Here is a 15,886-nt window from a genome sequence, read left to right on the forward strand (position 1 = left end):
GAGGGAACCCCGGGATGCCGTTGAGGATCGTAGCCCTTGAACCATCAGGTTCAAGGCGGATCAGTAATGGTAACCGCAGGCTTCTCGGTACAAGCCGAGCTTGCTCAATAGCTACCCAATACCAACCCTGTTATGTTGCTTATCGGCTCAGGGACATAAATCCGCTGACGAACACCCCAGGGTAAATCAATGCTGTGTTTATTGCTTTCCTGGCTTCACATTTTTCAATGCAGCTTCTAATGAAGCGGCGAGCTGTTCCATGCGCTCGCTAAGTTGTGACTGAGTGCCCGCATTTTCTTGCTGTTTCGTTTGTAACTCGTAACAGATGTTGAGTGCGGCAATCGTCAACAGTTTCACCTCATTGGTGACTTTAGTTCGCTCTGCCATTTCTTTCAAACGATTATCGAGATCTTGCGCAGCTTGAAGCAAAGACGCTTCTTGACCTGCTGGGCAGTTTACCCGGGTCACTTTGCCCAAAATTTCAATGTCAACCGCTTGATTACTCATGATTAATGAACTCTTTTAGCATAACTAAAGATGAGTCAACTCAGGTGACCATCGAGGTGGAACTATAGGTAAACCCAAAACAAGATTCAAGCCTTTCCCGTCGCAACCCGAGAAATGGACGTTTGAAAACTCACGATTTGGACAATTTGTGCAAAAGCTAAGCACCAACTGCAGGCGAGCGTTTTCGCTCTGGCAATGAAGTGGTAGGATTGGGCTACCTTTCTCGGTTAGTGAATCCAATATGAGCAAAAATAGACTTCCTGCTTACCCAGCTTTAGCCAATGAGCTGCGTAGCGCTTCTCTCGGTATTAATCCTGCCGAGCTACAAGGGTTACTGACAGGGATGTTGTCCGGCGGTTTAAGCCTCAATGATAAAAGCTGGCAACCCTTGGTTTTCGATTACACCAACGATGGCATGGGCTGGCCAATTGGTGCATTAGCCAGCGCAGAGCAGATTCTACTGGCGATGAGTGCGCAGTTGGTGGATACCGATTTTGAGCTTTCATTGCTCCTACCTGAAGGTGAGGGCGAGGAAGCCTTGTTTGAGCTCGCGGATGCGGTTGCGGAATGGATTAACCACTTTATTTCTGGATTAGGTTTGAGTGGCGCTAATCTGAAGCACGCCTCTGTTGAAGCGAAAGAAGCATTAGAGGATCTGGAAGAGATGTCGAAATTAGGCATCGATGAAGAGGATGACTTAGCCGAGCAAGCAGAATTATTGGAACAAGTGATCGAACATATCAAAGCATGTGTATTGGTATTACATGCGGAATTTGGTGTCAAACCAGAGCAAGACATTAAGCCCACCGTTCACTAAGTCAACAGAAAGGAAGCGCAATGACGGACACCCAGCAGCCCAATATCAGTAAGCCTATCAGTTTTGATGTAATCATTGCGGGTGGTGCAATGGCGGGGGCAACATTAGCGCTCGCGTTGCAGCACCTCAGCCAAGGTAAACTGAAGGTCGCCGTGATAGAGGCGTTTGCGACCGATCATTCTGCGCATCCTGGTTTTGATGCGCGCAGCATTGCGCTCTCCTTCGGTACGGTACAGATTCTGCGGGAGTTACAACTTTGGCCGAGCCTACAGCCTTTTGCGACTTCGATTAAACATATCTATGTCTCGGATCAGTCTCATGCAGGGATGACGGATATTCACTGTGAGACGCTTGGGGTTAGCGCTCTAGGTTATGTGGTTGAACTGGCGGATGTGGGGCGCGTTTACGCCGAGCGCATGGCTCAGTGTTCTGCCATCCAACAATTTGTGCCAAGCCGAGTGGTGAATATTACCCGTGAACAAGAGTCGGTCACGGTCCAACTCAACACTAAAGAGACCTTGCAAGGTAAGCTGCTTGTGGCGGCAGATGGTGCGCTGTCGACGTGTTGCCAAGCACTGGGCCTTGCGATGCAGGAGCACGATTTTGAACAAGTCGCGCTGATCGCCAATATCACCAGCGCGCAACCTCATGCAGGGCGAGCTTTTGAGCGTTTTACACCGCATGGCCCCGTTGCCTTGCTACCAATGAGCCAAGATCGCTTGTCTTTAGTTTGGTGTCTGCCACCAGAGCAAGTTGCGCACTGGCTGCATTGCAGCGAAGCTGAGTTCTTACAAGGCTTACAACAAGTCTTTGGTTGGCGGCTTGGCGCCTTGACCCATGCAGGTGAGAGAAGTGTTTATCCACTGGTTTTGCGCTATCGTGAGCAAACGGTCTCTCACCGTTTTGCTATGGTGGGCAATGCGGCGCAAACCTTACACCCGATTGCAGGACAAGGTTTTAACCTTGGTATTCGTGATGTGGCGACTTTAGCCGAAGAGATTACGCGCAGCGACGATGCGGGTGAGTACGCGCTACTGCAGCGTTATTTTCAGCGTCGCCAAGCCGATCGCACGGCAACCATCAGCCTGACTACAGGATTAGTACACACTTTCTCGAATGACTGGTTAGCGATGCGAATGGGGCGTAACCTTGGTCTAATGGCGATGGATAATTTGCCGTTATTGAAAGCTCCGTTATTGCGCCGCACTCTCGGCATAGTGAACCGTTAATAGGTAAAAGAATGATGCAAAGCGTTGATGTTGTAATTATCGGTGGCGGTATGGTCGGCCTAGCGTTAGCGGCGGCTCTGAAAGAGAGTGACCTACGCATTGCTGTGGTTGAGAACCAATTACCGGAAGAGGCGCTAAACCCGCTGCCGGATGTGCGCGTTTCTGCCTTGAGTCGCTCAAGTGAGATTGTGCTGCGTAATCTTAATGCTTGGGCGGGCATTGAAGCGCGCCGCGCTGCGCCCTACATCGCGATGGAAGTGTGGGAGCAAGATAGTTTTGCGCGGATTGAATTTAAAGCCAATGAGATGACGCAGCCTAATCTGGGACACATTGTTGAAAACCGAGTCATTCAGTTGGCGCTGTTAGAGCAAGTTCAGCAGCAAGCCAATGTGACACTGCATGTGCCTGCGACCTGTCAGAGCATCGCCGTGGGTGAAAGCGAAGCATGGCTAACCTTGAGTAATGGCCAAGCCTTGAGCGCAAAATTGGTCGTAGGGGCTGATGGTGCAAACTCTTGGTTGCGTCGACAAATGGATATTCCTTTGACTCATTGGGATTATGGACACAGTGCCTTGGTGGCCAATGTGCGCACCAGTGATCCGCACAATAAAGTCGCGCGGCAGATTTTTACTGCCCAAGGACCGTTAGCCTTTCTCCCCATGTCTGAGCCGCATATGAGTTCGATTGTGTGGTCGACAGAGCCTTCACGCGCTGAGGCTTTGCTCAATATGAATGATGTGCAGTTTAACAAAGCGCTGACCGCAGAATTCGATGCACGATTAGGCCGCTGTGAAGTAGTGGGCGAGCGGCAGGCTTTCCCACTTAAGATGCGCTATGCCCGTGATTTTGTTGCGCCTCGGGTTGCTCTCGTCGGGGATGCCGCACACACCATTCATCCTCTGGCAGGGCAGGGTGTGAATTTAGGTTTACTGGATGCTGCCTGTTTGGCACAAGAGCTGCTGAGCTTATGGCAGCAAAATCGCGACATTGGTGATGAGCGTAATTTGCGCCATTATGAGCGCTGGCGGAAAGCGGAAGCTGCCAAAATGATTGCGGCGATGCAAGGTTTCCGCGATCTGTTTGAGGGGGATAACCCTGCTAAGAAACTGATCCGTGGGATCGGCATGCGTCTGGTTGGTCAATTGCCGGGTGCCAAAGATGAAATCATGAAACGCGCACTAGGCCTGAAGGGCGATCTGCCTGAGCTGGCGAAGCAGGTTTGGTTAGAGCGTGCCTACTGATTGAATAAAAAGTTGATCAAATAAAAAGGGTTGGCACTGCCAACCCTTTTTACATTAAATCGAATGCTATTGAGTGTTTGCTTGTTTATGCATAAGCGCAACGCAGCTTCATGATCTCTTGATTGACTTCTTTTACGGTCTGATAGTGGCGCTGATCCGCTTTCTCTGGCAGCTTTAACTTGCCATTATCGAACTCGAATTTACCGACGCCAAAGATATAAATCCTACCTTTAAACAGACGGCTCACGTGTTTAGCAATCATACCTGGTGTATAGCGCTTAAACAGTCTCATACTTCGATCCTTGCGTTGTTCTGGCACTGCTTAGTATAGAAAAACCTAAACAAAAATAGTGTGATAGGTTTGGTGGAATAAGCAGTACTTACTGATTATTTGGAATATCTGTGCAGAATGAATCAAAACTGCAGTCAAATATCCAGAATCGTGTGACCAAATTTACAAATTCTTCTGATGTTCTCAGCGGTAACTGATGAACAGCCCGTATTAAGCCAGCCTCTTATGACACTTTAAAGAATAGTCGTAAAAATTCTGAACAGGCAAGTTGATTGTAAAATAATTGTAAAAAAATGCCCGCATTTGGGCGGGCGAATAGTCACAGATGCATTACACAAAAAGTGGATAACTCGAATGCTCAGTTAATTCACTTTCTGTTGACGAGAGAGTGAGCAAACTTGGGTGCTCATTGCTCTCCTCAACGGTTTATAGCCTAGAGGATTGTTTTGATTTTGACTATTTATGTTTTTAATTTAATTTTAAATTCATAAATAAGTATTGGTTTGTTTGAAGAGACTCGCGTGAAGATGCAACGAACAATAGTGTGTTGCAGCGAAGCTGAGAAGGGAGCCTGATGAGGGAGAGTTTGAGCTGCCGATTCAGGCAGCTCAAGTCGGTTTTGATGAATGACCGCTATTCATCACTGAGTGAATAGGGTAGTGGTTGGATATGCCAACGGGTGTCTGGTTGAGCAGCTAGACGCAGCTCCACATCGTGCTCAAGATCGTTGGGCAGGACGATCAAACCGATCGCTATTGAATCGGTAAAACGATAATAAGTCAGTAGTGCGCCCGCGCTACGCCAGTTTTCTCCGACAGCGCGTTCAAGAACCACTGGCTCATCTTGGCTCAGTGGCGCACTCAGATTACCTTTGACTATGTACATGGCGCGCTTATTGATGCCGCGATACTTGGCGCGTGCCACAGTCTCTTGCCCTGTGTAACAACCTTTAGTAAAACTGATACCGTCAACGGCTTGCACATTGAGTGCTTGCGGAATGTGTTCATTTTGAGCCGTTTGGGTAACGACAGGCACGGCCTCTTCAATATCCATGCGTGTCCAGAGCGATTGCTCGACATGCAGTCCTTGCCAAGTATTGACGTATTGCTCCGCCTGTTCGGCATTCACCAACAGCAGCCAGCGCTGTGGACTCATACGCACGGCTGTACCGCCTGCGATACGGCGTACATCGCCAGTCGTTTCACTCACGGTATCAATCCAAGCGTCGGCTTGACTACCCATCACACCTAGAGCGATATCGCTGCTTTCGGTAATCGTCACTTTAGAGAAGATGGCGTATTTCTTCAGTTCGCGCAGTTCGACTTCCATCGCCGATTGCGGTTGAAACATTGCGTAGCCATCGTGATGATGAAACAAGCGAAATACCGACCATACCTTACCTTTGGCATCACAGTGTGCACCAAAGGTGACTTGCTGCTCTTGCAAAGAAACCACATTGCAGGTGACTTGGCCTTGCAGATACGCTTTTTTATCGGCACCGACCAGCGTGATGGCTCCCCATCCAGTGAGATGCGTGAGCATCAGTTCAGGGAGAGGATCGTGAGAAGAAAGATTGAGTACTGAAAAACGATTTTGCCAGTCCATGTTGTTCACCACTGAGGAAAAAAGTCTCGCTATGTTAATCTGGATCAACTTTTTTGTCAGCTTGAACAGGGACTGTGACTGAGTTACTAGTTGTCTGTCTGCACCCTTGTTACACTCCGAATCAAACAAAAACCATAAGGTGAGGAATACTGATGTACACCGCTGAACAAAAAGCGCGAATCAAATGGGCATGCCGTCGTGGTATGTTGGAGCTTGATGTGGTCATCATGCCGTTTTTCGAAGAGTGTTTTGATTCACTGACCGAGTCTGAGCAGGACGACTTTGTGGCTTTACTGGAAAGTGACGACCCTGATCTGTTTGCTTGGGTGATGGGACATGGCCGCTGTGAGAATTTAGGCCTTGCTGCGATGGTGGATAAGATTGTCGCTCATAACCTCAGCAAAGTCCGTTAAGCTTCTGTTTATCCCTTCCTTTTACGCTCAGATCATCGCGCTGCTGATTATGCTGTTGATGCTCTGGGCGTTATTCGTTTCTTCTATTCCCTTGGTGTTGGTGCCCTATTTTGCCGCTTGGATCTGGCGTGGTCATCTCCACAGCCAATGGATGCCGGCGAGTTTGGTCGGCAATGTGGAACTCACCTTTGCTGGCGTATTCGAGCAAGAGGAGCGGCGTGAAACCTTTCATTCGGTACATACGCTTTATGCTCCGCTGTTTATCTGCTTACAAGGGCAGGGCAAGCGTTGGTTTATCTGGCGTGATAGCTGCGATGAAGCCACCTATCGGCAATTGTTAGTACGATTAAAACGGGAGCTCAATGGCTCCCGTGATCGTGCGCAGATCTCTTGATTGCTGTTGCAAGCGGAGAGAGCGTTATTTTTCCGGCACAAGAATCGTTGGGCCACTCTCTGCCAGTTGATCTGGATAGTCCAACGTGTAGTGTAAGCCGCGACTTTCTTTGCGTTGCATCGCGCAACGCACCATCAATTCAGCGACTTGCAGTAAGTTACGCATCTCAAGGAGGTTGTTTGACACACGGAAGTTGCTGTAATACTCGTGGGTCTCCTGTTGCAGTAGCTGAATGCGGCGCATTGCTCGTTCCAAACGCTTGTTGGTGCGCACGATTCCCATGTAGTCCCACATAAAGAGGCGCAGTTCGTGCCAGTTATGCTGCAAAACCACTTCCTCATCAGAACAGGTGACTTGGCTTTCATCCCAAGCTGGGAGTGACTCTGGCATGCTTGCGTTGGGCAACTGAGCAATGATGTCTTGTGACGCTGACCATGCGTATACCACGCATTCTAGAAGAGAGTTTGAGGCCATACGGTTTGCGCCGTGTAAGCCGGTGTAGCTCACTTCGCCAATCGCATATAACTGCTTAAGATCGGTTTGACCTTGCGGATTCACCATCACGCCACCACACGTATAGTGCGCCGCAGGAACGATGGGGATCGGTTCTTTGGTCATATCAATGCCCAAATCCATCAAGCGTGAATAAATGGTGGGGAAGTGTTTTTCGATAAAGTCAGCAGGCTTATGGCTGATGTCGAGATACATACAGTCCGCACCTAAACGCTTCATTTCAAAGTCGATCGCGCGTGCCACGATATCACGCGGAGCCAGCTCCGCTCGTTCATCGAAATCCGGCATAAAGCGGCTGCCATCTGGGCGGCGCAAATAAGCGCCTTCACCACGCAGCGCTTCGGTAAGTAGGAAGTTACGTGCTTCTGGATGGTATAAACAGGTTGGGTGGAACTGGTTGAACTCTAGGTTGGCCACACGGCAGCCCGCACGCCACGCCATGGCAATGCCATCACCAGAAGAAACATCAGGGTTAGAGGTGTACTGATACACCTTAGATGCCCCGCCAGTCGCCAACACCACAAATTTGGCGCGAATCGTTTCTACGTGTTCCGCATTACGATTCCATACATAGGCGCCAACGACTTTGTTGGCATCACCGCCGATTTTATCTTCAGTGATCAAATCCAGCGCATTGTGTCTTTCAAGTACCGTAATGTTGGGATGGTTGTGGGCGTTATCTTGCAAGGACGTCTGCATCGCCATCCCTGTGGCATCAGCAGCATGCAAAATACGGCGATGGCTATGACCGCCTTCGCGGGTCAAGTGGTAGCGTGGGTGGTCGTTATCGCTGTCCTCTTCTTTATCAAAAGGAACCCCGCCATCAATCAGCCACTGCACGCACTCTTTGGCATGCTCGGCAATAAAGCGCACGGTTTGTACATCACAAATCCCAGCACCTGCAATTAAGGTGTCCTGCACATGCGATTCAATACTGTCCGATTCATCAAAGACTGCTGCAATACCGCCTTGTGCATAAAAAGTCGCGCCTTCACTGCGCGGCCCTTTGCTTAATACAATCACTTTTCCGTATTGAGCGACCTGTAAAGCAAGCGATAAGCCTGCTGCGCCACTTCCTATGACTAATACATCACATTGATGCTCTCGGTCTGCATTCATAAAATTGCCAATTCCCAAACTGTAGCGAGTCATCCAACTCGACATTTCTTTAAATTCCTCAAAGAGTTGTTTTCTTTAGAGGAAAAAAACACCGCATCGATTGAGCAGACATGCCACTGTGCACAATCAAGTGGCAAGAAATTATCGAAAAATTCGGATCGTTGATACGGTATAAGTCCTGCTATTATCATCGCGCTAAATGCAATAGTTTGTAAATCTTATTGTCATGTTAGCGGTTGCACTCTATTAATCCGCTGCATTCACCACTATATAAAGAGTGAAGCGCACGTGATGTATGGGGAATACCTATCTACGCGAGAGGCAACGGGTGAAAATGCTGCCTTGATAAGGTTTTGAGTAAAATATTTCACCCAATAATGAACTTTCTCGATAATGCCGAGTCTCTAAAGGTGCTCATGCAAGTAGTGGTGTCAATATTACAATTCGCATAATGAGTACCCATATCTGAGAAGGTAGGGGAATAACAATAGGAGTGACCGCTCGAATGAACGAGCAACTGACCGATCAAGTGTTGATTGAGCGAGTTCAGAATGGGGATAAGCAAGCATTTAACCTTTTGGTTTTGAGATATCAAAATAAAGTGTGCAACCTTATTTCCCGGTATGTAAGCAATTCCGGTGATGTGGCTGATGTAGCGCAGGAAGCGTTTATTAAAGCGTATCGAGCCATTCCAACCTTTCGTGGCGAGAGTGCGTTTTACACTTGGTTGTACCGTATTGCTGTTAATACCGCGAAAAATCACATTGTTGCGCAAAGCCGACGCCCACCCGCAAGTGATGTTGATGCTGAAGAAGCTGAATTCTATGAAGGTGGTGACGCATTAAAAGAATTATCGAACCCGGAGAACATTACGTTGTCCAAAGAGTTGAAGAAGACTGTGTTCGATGCAATTGATGCGTTACCGGATGATTTAAAAACGGCAATGACGTTGCGCGAGCTTGATGGCTTGAGTTACGAGGAAATTGCGGAAGTGATGGATTGCCCTGTTGGTACAGTGCGTTCACGAATTTTCCGCGCTCGTGAGGCGGTAGAGAAGAAAATCAAACCTCTTCTGTAACGCAAATTCCGTAATGACTATGGTGAATAGAATGGCTGACAAAGAAAAACTTTCAGCACTCATGGATGGCGAGATGATCGACAATGAGCTGATTTTAGGATTGGCTCAGGATCAAGATGCACGTGACACGTGGAAAAACTATCATCTGATCGGTGATGTACTCCGTGGAGAGGCACCGATTCACAAAGAATGGAATATCGCTGAAAGTGTCGCCTTGGCGCTGGAAAATGAGCCTGCGCACAATCCGCTACACCACTCAACGAACGTGATTGACTTGCAACAGGCAAGACTCGAAGCGCAGCCTAAACCTCAACAGGCTAAACGCCAGTTGCCTGCTTGGTTGTCTCAGTTTGGTCAAGTCGGTATCGCCGCTTGTGTCTCGTTGGCGGTTATTTTCGGCGTACAACAGTATGGCGGACAAAGCTCAGGTGTGGAAAATGAACTGCCTGTGCTGCAAACCATTCCTCTTGCTGGAAGCGCTGAGCCAGTGAGTTTGACTCGTGATTCGGTGGAAAAGCATGCGCCAGACAGCAGCATGCAAGAGCAACGTCGCCGCGTAAACGCCTTGCTGCAGGACTACGAACTGCAATTACGCCTAAACAGTGAGAATAGTGCTTCTCACCAACACCCAGTTGAATCGGTTGTGGAATGAAGAAACTTTTGATCAGTGCGCTGACACTGTTCTGTGTAAATTCAACTACCGCCTTTGCAGAGGAAGAGTCTGCAGAGGCGTTGTTGTATCAGATGAATGAAGCCAGCCAACATCTCAATTACGAACTCTCATACATCTTGGTTAAGAAAAACAGCATTGAGCCCTTGTTGTATCGTCATGCACGGCAAGATGATCAACAACTGGCGCATTTGGTGTACTTGAGCGGCCCCGTGCGTGAAGTGATCCGCCGGGGTGATGAAGTGAGTTACATCGAGCCGGGTGTCGAGCCTTTTACGATTGAATCGGGCAATATGGTGGCTCCAACCATCCCCATGTTGAACACGGATGTGGCGGAGTTGAGCCGCTACTATGACTTCGTGAAAGTCGGACGCGCCCGAGAAGCAGGGGCGGCGTGCCAAGTACTGCGCGTGGTCCCGAAAGATGGTTTACGTTACTCGTATGTTGTCTGGGTCGATGAAAAAAGTCATTTGCCTTTAAGGGCGGATTTGCTGGATCGCGATGGCGAAGTGCTTGAGCAGTATCGCACCATTTCATTTTCGGTCAGCGAGCGTTTGGCCGAAATCATGGCAGGGCTAAACAAGGTGCAACTGCCTGAAGTCCTTAAGTTGCCAAAAGGCAGTGTGCAAGAGACCTTCTGGCAAGTCACTTGGGTTCCTGATGGTTTTCAAGCCATGGAGCTGAATCGTTATCGTATGGCAATGACAGAGCGTTTGGTGGAAAGCCAGATGTATTCGGACGGCCTGTTTAATTTCTCAGTGTATGTCTCTGCCAGTGATAACTACTCACTCAAAGGTCAATTGGTTCGACAAGGCCGCCGTACTTTGCACAGTGTCGTCAAAGGTGAGAATGAAATTTCGGTAGTGGGCGATATTCCTCCTGCGACTGCGCAACGTATCGCTCAATCGGTGATGTTTGGTGTCGGTGGAGTGAAAGCGCAATGATGACGGCATTGGCTACGGTGACCAAAGTGGTACCCGCTCAACAAGGATTTCAAGTGACGCTGAGTTGTGAACAGCAAACCAGTTGCAGCAGTTGCCAATCCTCGAAAAGCTGCGGTACGGGCATCGTCTCTAAAGCGTTCGGTAACAAAACCCTATTCTGGCGTTTACAAACCACACAAGCCCTAGAAGCGGGTGAGGTGGTCGAGATTGGTTTGCCGGAAAAGAGCGTGCTGCAGTCGGCGGCGCTCGTCTATTTATTACCGCTGTTTTTCATGATGCTGGGTGCATGGCTTGGCGATCAATGGCTGGCCCCTATGTTGGGTTTTGGAGAGGGGATAGTGATCCTTACTGCACTGCTCTTTATTGCGCTCGGTGTATGGGTTGCCAAACATTATGCGAAAGTGCTGGAGCTACGCTCTCAGCAGCAAGTGGTTTTGTTACGAAAACTGGGTATCCCGGTTGCCTAAATTATGATGCGAACCCCAACGAAATTGGGTAGAATCGCCCAACTTGAATGAATAGCCGCCAACGCGGCTTTTCTATGTCCTTATTATTTAAGAGTTTAGTCATCCCAAACCTATGAAGCACATTCGTAACTTTTCGATTATCGCCCACATTGACCATGGTAAATCGACTCTATCTGACCGTTTAATCCAAGTCTGTGGCGGCTTGAGCGATCGTGAAATGGCCGAGCAAGTTCTTGACTCTATGGATCTGGAACGTGAGCGTGGCATCACCATTAAAGCGCAGAGTGTGACTCTCGACTATACAGCGAAAGATGGCCAAACCTATCAACTGAACTTTATCGACACCCCAGGGCACGTTGACTTCGCGTACGAAGTATCACGTTCATTGGCGGCGTGTGAAGGCGCACTGTTGGTGGTGGATGCGGGGCAAGGTGTAGAAGCACAAACCCTAGCAAACTGCTATACCGCGATCGAAATGGATCTGGAAGTCGTGCCCATTTTGAACAAGATTGACCTGCCGGCGGCAGAGCCAGAGCGTGTGGCGGAAGAGATTGAAGACATCGTCGGTATCGATGCGATTGATGCTGTGCGTTGCTCGGCGAAAACCGGTGTGGGCGTGGATGAAGTTCTCGAGAAAATCGTTTCTGCCATCCCTGCGCCACAAGGCGATCCTGATGCACCGCTGCAAGCGCTGATCATCGACTCATGGTTTGATAACTACTTAGGCGTGGTTTCTCTGGTTCGTATTAAAAACGGTAGCCTGAAGAAAAACGACAAGATCAAAGTGATGAGCACTGGCCAAACTTGGGGTGTGGATCGCTTAGGTATTTTCACACCAAAACAAGTGGATACCGATTCACTCGACACTGGCGAAGTAGGCTGGGTGGTGTGTGGTATCAAAGACATCATGGGCGCACCGGTGGGGGATACCCTGACCTTAGCGAAGAACGGTTGTGAAAAAGCGCTGCCGGGCTTTAAAAAGGTGAAACCTCAAGTGTATGCGGGCTTGTTCCCAGTCTCATCTGATGACTATGACAACTTCCGTGATGCACTGGGTAAACTGAGCCTTAATGACGCGTCGCTGTTTTATGAGCCAGAAACGTCGGCAGCGCTCGGCTTTGGTTTCCGTTGTGGCTTCCTTGGTATGCTGCACATGGAGATCATCCAAGAGCGTTTAGAGCGCGAATACGATCTCGACCTCATCACCACGGCACCAACCGTAGTGTATGAAGTGCTCAAGACCAACAAAGAGATCGTCTACGTTGATAGCCCAGCTAAACTGCCAGCCATCAACGATATCGAAGAGATCCGCGAGCCGATCGCGCGTTGTAACATTCTGGTTCCGGCGGATTACCTGGGTAACGTGATCACCCTGTGTATCGAGAAACGGGGTACTCAGGTGGACATGGTTTACCACGGTAACCAAGTGGCGCTGACTTACGACATCCCGATGGCCGAAGTGGTTCTGGATTTCTTTGACCGCTTGAAATCGACTTCTCGTGGCTACGCGTCACTGGATTACGGTTTCCAACGTTTTGAAATGTCGCACATGGTGCGTGTGGATGTGCTGCTCAACGGCGACAAAGTGGACGCCTTGGCGATCATTACCCACCGCGACAACTCGCAAACCCGCGGTCGTCAATTGGTTGAGAAGATGAAAGAGTTCATTCCTCGCCAGATGTTCGATATCGCGATCCAAGCGGCAATCGGTAACCACATCATCGCGCGCTCTACCGTGAAGCAGTTACGTAAAAACGTACTGGCGAAATGTTACGGTGGTGACGTGAGCCGTAAGAAGAAACTGCTGAAGAAGCAGAAAGAAGGTAAGAAACGTATGAAGCAGATCGGTAACGTTGAGCTACCACAAGAAGCGTTCCTTGCCATTCTGCATGTCGGCAAAGACTAATTTCTTTGCTGGCTTCAGACTTATTGGTTTAACACATGAGTGAAAGGGTTTCGGCTCTTTCACTTTCGTATTTTTTAGATAAGGGAAGTCAATGGCGAACACATTCTCACTGATTTTGGTGATCGTAACTCTGGTCACCGGTATCGTCTGGACACTGGAAAAGCTGGTGTGGGCGAAAAAACGCCAACAGAAACAAGCTCATTTACAGGCGCAAACACCCGATATGCCAGCCTCAGCGCTGGATAAAGTCGCGGCTCAGCCGTGGTGGATTGAAAACAGTGTCTCGATTTTCCCTGTTATTGCTTTTGTGCTGGTACTGCGCTCGTTCATTTATGAACCGTTCCAAATTCCATCCGGTTCGATGATGCCGACTCTGTTGGTTGGGGATTTTATTCTGGTTGAGAAATACGCTTACGGCTTGAAAGATCCGGTATGGCGCACTCAGTTAGTGGAAACGGGTAAACCTGAGCGTGGTGATATTGTGGTGTTCAAATACCCAGTGAACCCTGAGATCGACTACATCAAGCGTGTGGTGGGGATGCCCGGAGATACCGTACGTTACAGCGCAGGTAAAGAGCTGTGTATTCAGCACCAAGGCGAGAGCGAATGCCAAGCAGTTAAACTCTCTAACGTGCAAGAGAGCGAGTTTTACCAAAATGAGATCCCCCTGATCCAGCTGAACGAACAGCTAGGTAAGGTCGAGCACAATATTTTGGTTAACCCATTGAGCATTGATAACGTGGCGAATTATCGCCCACGCAGTGGCGTGAATGAATGGGTTGTACCACAAGGGCACTATTTTGTGATGGGTGATAACCGTGACAACAGTGCTGACAGCCGTTTCTGGGGCTTTGTGCCAGAGCAGAATCTGGTCGGAAAAGCTGTCGCTATCTGGATCAGTTTCGAGTTTGAACGCGCTGAAGACAGCGTACTTCCACGCTGGATTCCTACCGGAGTACGATTCAATCGTGTTGGTGGGATCCACTAAGCCAGCATGAGCTGGCAATAACGTTGAGATTATGACACCTCCAATGAATAAATTAACAAGTAAGCTCGGTTATACCTTTAAGGAGACTGAGCTGCTTAATCTGGCGCTGACACACCGCAGCGCCAATGGTAAGCACAATGAACGTCTTGAGTTTCTGGGCGATTCAATTTTAAGTTTTGTCATTGCTGACGAGCTCTATCGCCGCTTCCCGAAAGTGAATGAGGGAGATATGAGCCGCATGCGTGCCACCTTAGTGCGTGGTAACACGTTGGCGGAGCTGGGTCGTGAATTCGATCTGGGAGATTACTTAAAATTAGGTCCAGGTGAGTTGAAAAGCGGTGGTTTTCGCCGTGACTCGATTCTGGCCGATGCCGTAGAAGCCATCATTGGTGCGATCTACCTCGATAGTGATTTAGAAACCGCGCGCCGCATTGTGCTGGAGTGGTATCAATGTCGCCTTGAGGAGATCAAACCGGGCGCATCACAAAAAGACCCGAAAACTCGCTTACAAGAGTTTTTGCAAGGCAGAAGAAAACCGCTGCCCGTCTACACTGTGACTAATATTAAAGGTGAAGCGCACAACCAAGAATTTACGGTTGCGTGTGAAGTTGCAGGTATGGACACGCCTGTGATCGGTAAAGGCACCAGCCGCCGCAAGGCAGAGCAAGCGGCTGCAGAAACGGCTCTGGAGCAATTAACTCATGGCTGATCAAGAATTTGATATCGATGCATACTTTGCTTCTCGCAGCGAAGGCCAAACGGCGACATCGACACCAGAGGACCAACACTGCGGCTTTGTCGCGATTGTCGGTCGTCCTAACGTGGGGAAATCGACCCTGCTCAATAACCTGTTAGGGCAGAAAATCTCGATTACTTCGCGTAAACCGCAAACCACTCGCCACCGTATTATGGGTGTTGAGACGGAAGGCAAGTATCAAGCCATTTACGTGGATACTCCGGGATTGCACATTGAAGAAAAACGTGCCATCAACCGTTTGATGAACCGCGCGGCCTCAAGCTCGCTGAGTGATGTCAACTTAGTGCTGTTTGTGGTGGAAGGTACTCACTGGACCGCCGATGACGAGATGGTGTTCAACAAGCTGCAAAAAGCCAATTTCCCAGTGGTGCTTTGTGTGAACAAGGTCGATCAGGTCAAAGATCGTAACGAAGTGATGCTGCATATGCTAGAGCTTTCTAAGCGCATGCCGTTTGTCGATATCGTCCCGATTTCTGCTAAACAGGGCAAAAACACCGATGTGCTGAAAAAGCATGTTCGTGAGCACCTGCCGAAAGCTGTGCACCATTTCCCTGAAGAATATGTGACGGATCGTTCACAGCGCTTTATGGCCTCTGAAATCGTGCGTGAAAAGCTGATGCGTTTTACTGGCGAAGAGCTGCCGTATTCGGTGACCGTGGAAATCGAGCGTTTCGATTACAACCCAGATACCGATGGTTTCCACATCAACGCCCTGATTTTGGTTGAGCGTATTGGCCAGAAGAAAATGGTGATTGGTAAAAACGGCGAGAAGATTAAAACCATCGGCCGCGAAGCGCGTCTCGATATGGAAGAGCTGTTTGGCCGCAAAGTCTACCTAGAGACTTGGGTGAAAGTGAAATCCGGTTGGGCGGATGATGAGCGCGCCCTGCGTTCACTCGGCTATATCGACGATCTCTAAACACGAGAGGTGGCAACGGGGTTGCCA

17 protein-coding genes and 1 other RNA gene are annotated in these 15,886 nt (G+C 49.1%); 13 read left to right on the forward strand and 5 right to left on the reverse strand.

The window, feature by feature from the left end; translation table 11 throughout:
* Window positions 1–2: 2 nt before the first annotated feature.
* Together ssrS and F0316_RS01920 are read right to left on the reverse strand one after the other, a co-directional pair.
* Window positions 3–186, reverse strand: a non-coding RNA gene (ssrS, locus tag F0316_RS01915) — 6S RNA.
* 12 nt (window positions 187–198) lie between these two features.
* On the reverse strand, window positions 199–507 hold the full coding sequence (locus F0316_RS01920) for a cell division protein ZapA (protein ID WP_000070442.1): 309 nt from the start codon (window positions 505–507) through the stop codon (window positions 199–201).
* Between the two features lie 241 nt (window positions 508–748).
* On the opposite strand from F0316_RS01920, the gene F0316_RS01925 reads away from it, so the two are divergent.
* The 3 genes from F0316_RS01925 to F0316_RS01935 are packed head-to-tail and all read left to right on the forward strand — an operon-like array spanning window position 749 to window position 3,794.
* Complete coding sequence (locus tag F0316_RS01925; protein ID WP_000042179.1) at window positions 749–1,324, forward strand: YecA/YgfB family protein; 576 nt, start codon at window positions 749–751, stop codon at window positions 1,322–1,324.
* Between the two features lie 20 nt (window positions 1,325–1,344).
* A complete protein-coding gene (gene ubiH / locus F0316_RS01930) occupies window positions 1,345–2,553 on the forward strand; it encodes a 2-octaprenyl-6-methoxyphenyl hydroxylase (RefSeq protein ID WP_149560161.1) in 1,209 nt (402 codons plus the stop codon).
* 11 nt (window positions 2,554–2,564) lie between these two features.
* The gene (locus F0316_RS01935) at window positions 2,565–3,794 is read left to right on the forward strand and encodes an FAD-dependent 2-octaprenylphenol hydroxylase (protein WP_001914041.1); all 1,230 of its coding nucleotides are present in this window, start codon (window positions 2,565–2,567) and stop codon (window positions 3,792–3,794) included.
* An 85-nt stretch (window positions 3,795–3,879) separates the two neighbouring features.
* Here the strand turns inward: F0316_RS01935 and F0316_RS01940 are convergent, their stop codons facing one another.
* The gene (locus tag F0316_RS01940) at window positions 3,880–4,086 is read right to left on the reverse strand and encodes a DUF1107 domain-containing protein (protein WP_001235990.1); all 207 of its coding nucleotides are present in this window, start codon (window positions 4,084–4,086) and stop codon (window positions 3,880–3,882) included.
* Between the two features lie 633 nt (window positions 4,087–4,719).
* Window positions 4,720–5,691 carry a tRNA-modifying protein YgfZ gene (gene ygfZ / locus F0316_RS01945; protein ID WP_149560162.1) on the reverse strand — a complete coding sequence of 324 codons (972 nt, stop codon included), beginning with the start codon at window positions 5,689–5,691 and terminating at the stop codon, window positions 4,720–4,722.
* A 152-nt stretch (window positions 5,692–5,843) separates the two neighbouring features.
* Between ygfZ and F0316_RS01950 the strand changes: the two genes are divergently transcribed.
* Complete coding sequence (locus F0316_RS01950; protein WP_000287742.1) at window positions 5,844–6,104, forward strand: FAD assembly factor SdhE; 261 nt, start codon at window positions 5,844–5,846, stop codon at window positions 6,102–6,104.
* Window positions 6,105–6,153: 49 nt separating this feature from the next.
* A complete protein-coding gene (locus F0316_RS01955; protein ID WP_000925735.1) occupies window positions 6,154–6,498 on the forward strand; it encodes a hypothetical protein in 345 nt (114 codons plus the stop codon).
* Between the two features lie 24 nt (window positions 6,499–6,522).
* On the opposite strand, the gene nadB is transcribed toward F0316_RS01955, so the two are convergent.
* Complete coding sequence (gene nadB, locus F0316_RS01960; RefSeq protein WP_172626034.1) at window positions 6,523–8,130, reverse strand: L-aspartate oxidase; 1,608 nt, start codon at window positions 8,128–8,130, stop codon at window positions 6,523–6,525.
* Between the two features lie 505 nt (window positions 8,131–8,635).
* Here nadB and rpoE point away from each other — a divergent pair.
* From rpoE to era, 8 genes are all read left to right on the forward strand, one after another.
* A complete protein-coding gene (gene rpoE / locus F0316_RS01970) occupies window positions 8,636–9,208 on the forward strand; it encodes an RNA polymerase sigma factor RpoE (RefSeq protein WP_001005346.1) in 573 nt (190 codons plus the stop codon).
* Between the two features lie 31 nt (window positions 9,209–9,239).
* Window positions 9,240–9,860 carry a sigma-E factor negative regulatory protein gene (locus F0316_RS01975; protein WP_000763844.1) on the forward strand — a complete coding sequence of 207 codons (621 nt, stop codon included), beginning with the start codon at window positions 9,240–9,242 and terminating at the stop codon, window positions 9,858–9,860.
* The gene (gene rseB, locus F0316_RS01980; RefSeq protein ID WP_000734779.1) at window positions 9,857–10,822 is read left to right on the forward strand and encodes a sigma-E factor regulatory protein RseB; all 966 of its coding nucleotides are present in this window, start codon (window positions 9,857–9,859) and stop codon (window positions 10,820–10,822) included. The genes F0316_RS01975 and rseB overlap by 4 nt, the downstream gene beginning before the upstream one ends.
* Complete coding sequence (locus tag F0316_RS01985) at window positions 10,819–11,289, forward strand: SoxR reducing system RseC family protein (protein ID WP_000988005.1); 471 nt, start codon at window positions 10,819–10,821, stop codon at window positions 11,287–11,289. The genes rseB and F0316_RS01985 overlap by 4 nt, the downstream gene beginning before the upstream one ends.
* A 112-nt stretch (window positions 11,290–11,401) precedes the next feature.
* Window positions 11,402–13,195 (forward strand): translation elongation factor 4, encoded by a 1,794-nt coding sequence (lepA, locus tag F0316_RS01990; protein ID WP_000680632.1) that lies wholly within the window; start codon window positions 11,402–11,404, stop codon window positions 13,193–13,195.
* 91 nt (window positions 13,196–13,286) lie between these two features.
* The gene (gene lepB / locus F0316_RS01995) at window positions 13,287–14,183 is read left to right on the forward strand and encodes a signal peptidase I (RefSeq protein WP_000024071.1); all 897 of its coding nucleotides are present in this window, start codon (window positions 13,287–13,289) and stop codon (window positions 14,181–14,183) included.
* A gap of 31 nt (window positions 14,184–14,214) precedes the next feature.
* Window positions 14,215–14,892 (forward strand): ribonuclease III, encoded by a 678-nt coding sequence (rnc, locus tag F0316_RS02000; RefSeq protein ID WP_001885893.1) that lies wholly within the window; start codon window positions 14,215–14,217, stop codon window positions 14,890–14,892.
* Window positions 14,885–15,859, forward strand: coding sequence for a GTPase Era (gene era, locus F0316_RS02005; RefSeq protein WP_000774938.1), 975 nt, complete (start codon window positions 14,885–14,887; stop codon window positions 15,857–15,859). Before rnc ends, era begins: the two co-directional genes overlap by 8 nt.
* The last annotated feature ends 27 nt before the right edge of the window (window positions 15,860–15,886 follow it).

Origin of the sequence: Vibrio cholerae, from assembly GCF_008369605.1 — a bacterium.
In the GTDB taxonomy this organism is placed as follows: Bacteria; Pseudomonadota; Gammaproteobacteria; order Enterobacterales; family Vibrionaceae; genus Vibrio; species Vibrio cholerae.

What these genes read in the sequence shown, in the direction of transcription:
- F0316_RS01920 (WP_000070442.1), bottom strand. Translation starts at nt 507, where the DNA reads ATGAGTAATCAAGCGGTTGACATTGAAATTTTGGGCAAAGTGACCCGG.
- F0316_RS01925 (WP_000042179.1), top strand. Translation starts at nt 749, where the DNA reads ATGAGCAAAAATAGACTTCCTGCTTACCCAGCTTTAGCCAATGAGCTG.
- ubiH (WP_149560161.1), top strand. Translation starts at nt 1,345, where the DNA reads ATGACGGACACCCAGCAGCCCAATATCAGTAAGCCTATCAGTTTTGAT.
- F0316_RS01935 (WP_001914041.1), top strand. Translation starts at nt 2,565, where the DNA reads ATGATGCAAAGCGTTGATGTTGTAATTATCGGTGGCGGTATGGTCGGC.
- F0316_RS01940 (WP_001235990.1), bottom strand. Translation starts at nt 4,086, where the DNA reads ATGAGACTGTTTAAGCGCTATACACCAGGTATGATTGCTAAACACGTG.
- ygfZ (WP_149560162.1), bottom strand. Translation starts at nt 5,691, where the DNA reads ATGGACTGGCAAAATCGTTTTTCAGTACTCAATCTTTCTTCTCACGAT.
- F0316_RS01950 (WP_000287742.1), top strand. Translation starts at nt 5,844, where the DNA reads ATGTACACCGCTGAACAAAAAGCGCGAATCAAATGGGCATGCCGTCGT.
- F0316_RS01955 (WP_000925735.1), top strand. Translation starts at nt 6,154, where the DNA reads ATGCTGTTGATGCTCTGGGCGTTATTCGTTTCTTCTATTCCCTTGGTG.
- nadB (WP_172626034.1), bottom strand. Translation starts at nt 8,130, where the DNA reads ATGAATGCAGACCGAGAGCATCAATGTGATGTATTAGTCATAGGAAGT.
- rpoE (WP_001005346.1), top strand. Translation starts at nt 8,636, where the DNA reads ATGAACGAGCAACTGACCGATCAAGTGTTGATTGAGCGAGTTCAGAAT.
- F0316_RS01975 (WP_000763844.1), top strand. Translation starts at nt 9,240, where the DNA reads ATGGCTGACAAAGAAAAACTTTCAGCACTCATGGATGGCGAGATGATC.
- rseB (WP_000734779.1), top strand. Translation starts at nt 9,857, where the DNA reads ATGAAGAAACTTTTGATCAGTGCGCTGACACTGTTCTGTGTAAATTCA.
- F0316_RS01985 (WP_000988005.1), top strand. Translation starts at nt 10,819, where the DNA reads ATGATGACGGCATTGGCTACGGTGACCAAAGTGGTACCCGCTCAACAA.
- lepA (WP_000680632.1), top strand. Translation starts at nt 11,402, where the DNA reads ATGAAGCACATTCGTAACTTTTCGATTATCGCCCACATTGACCATGGT.
- lepB (WP_000024071.1), top strand. Translation starts at nt 13,287, where the DNA reads ATGGCGAACACATTCTCACTGATTTTGGTGATCGTAACTCTGGTCACC.
- rnc (WP_001885893.1), top strand. Translation starts at nt 14,215, where the DNA reads ATGACACCTCCAATGAATAAATTAACAAGTAAGCTCGGTTATACCTTT.
- era (WP_000774938.1), top strand. Translation starts at nt 14,885, where the DNA reads ATGGCTGATCAAGAATTTGATATCGATGCATACTTTGCTTCTCGCAGC.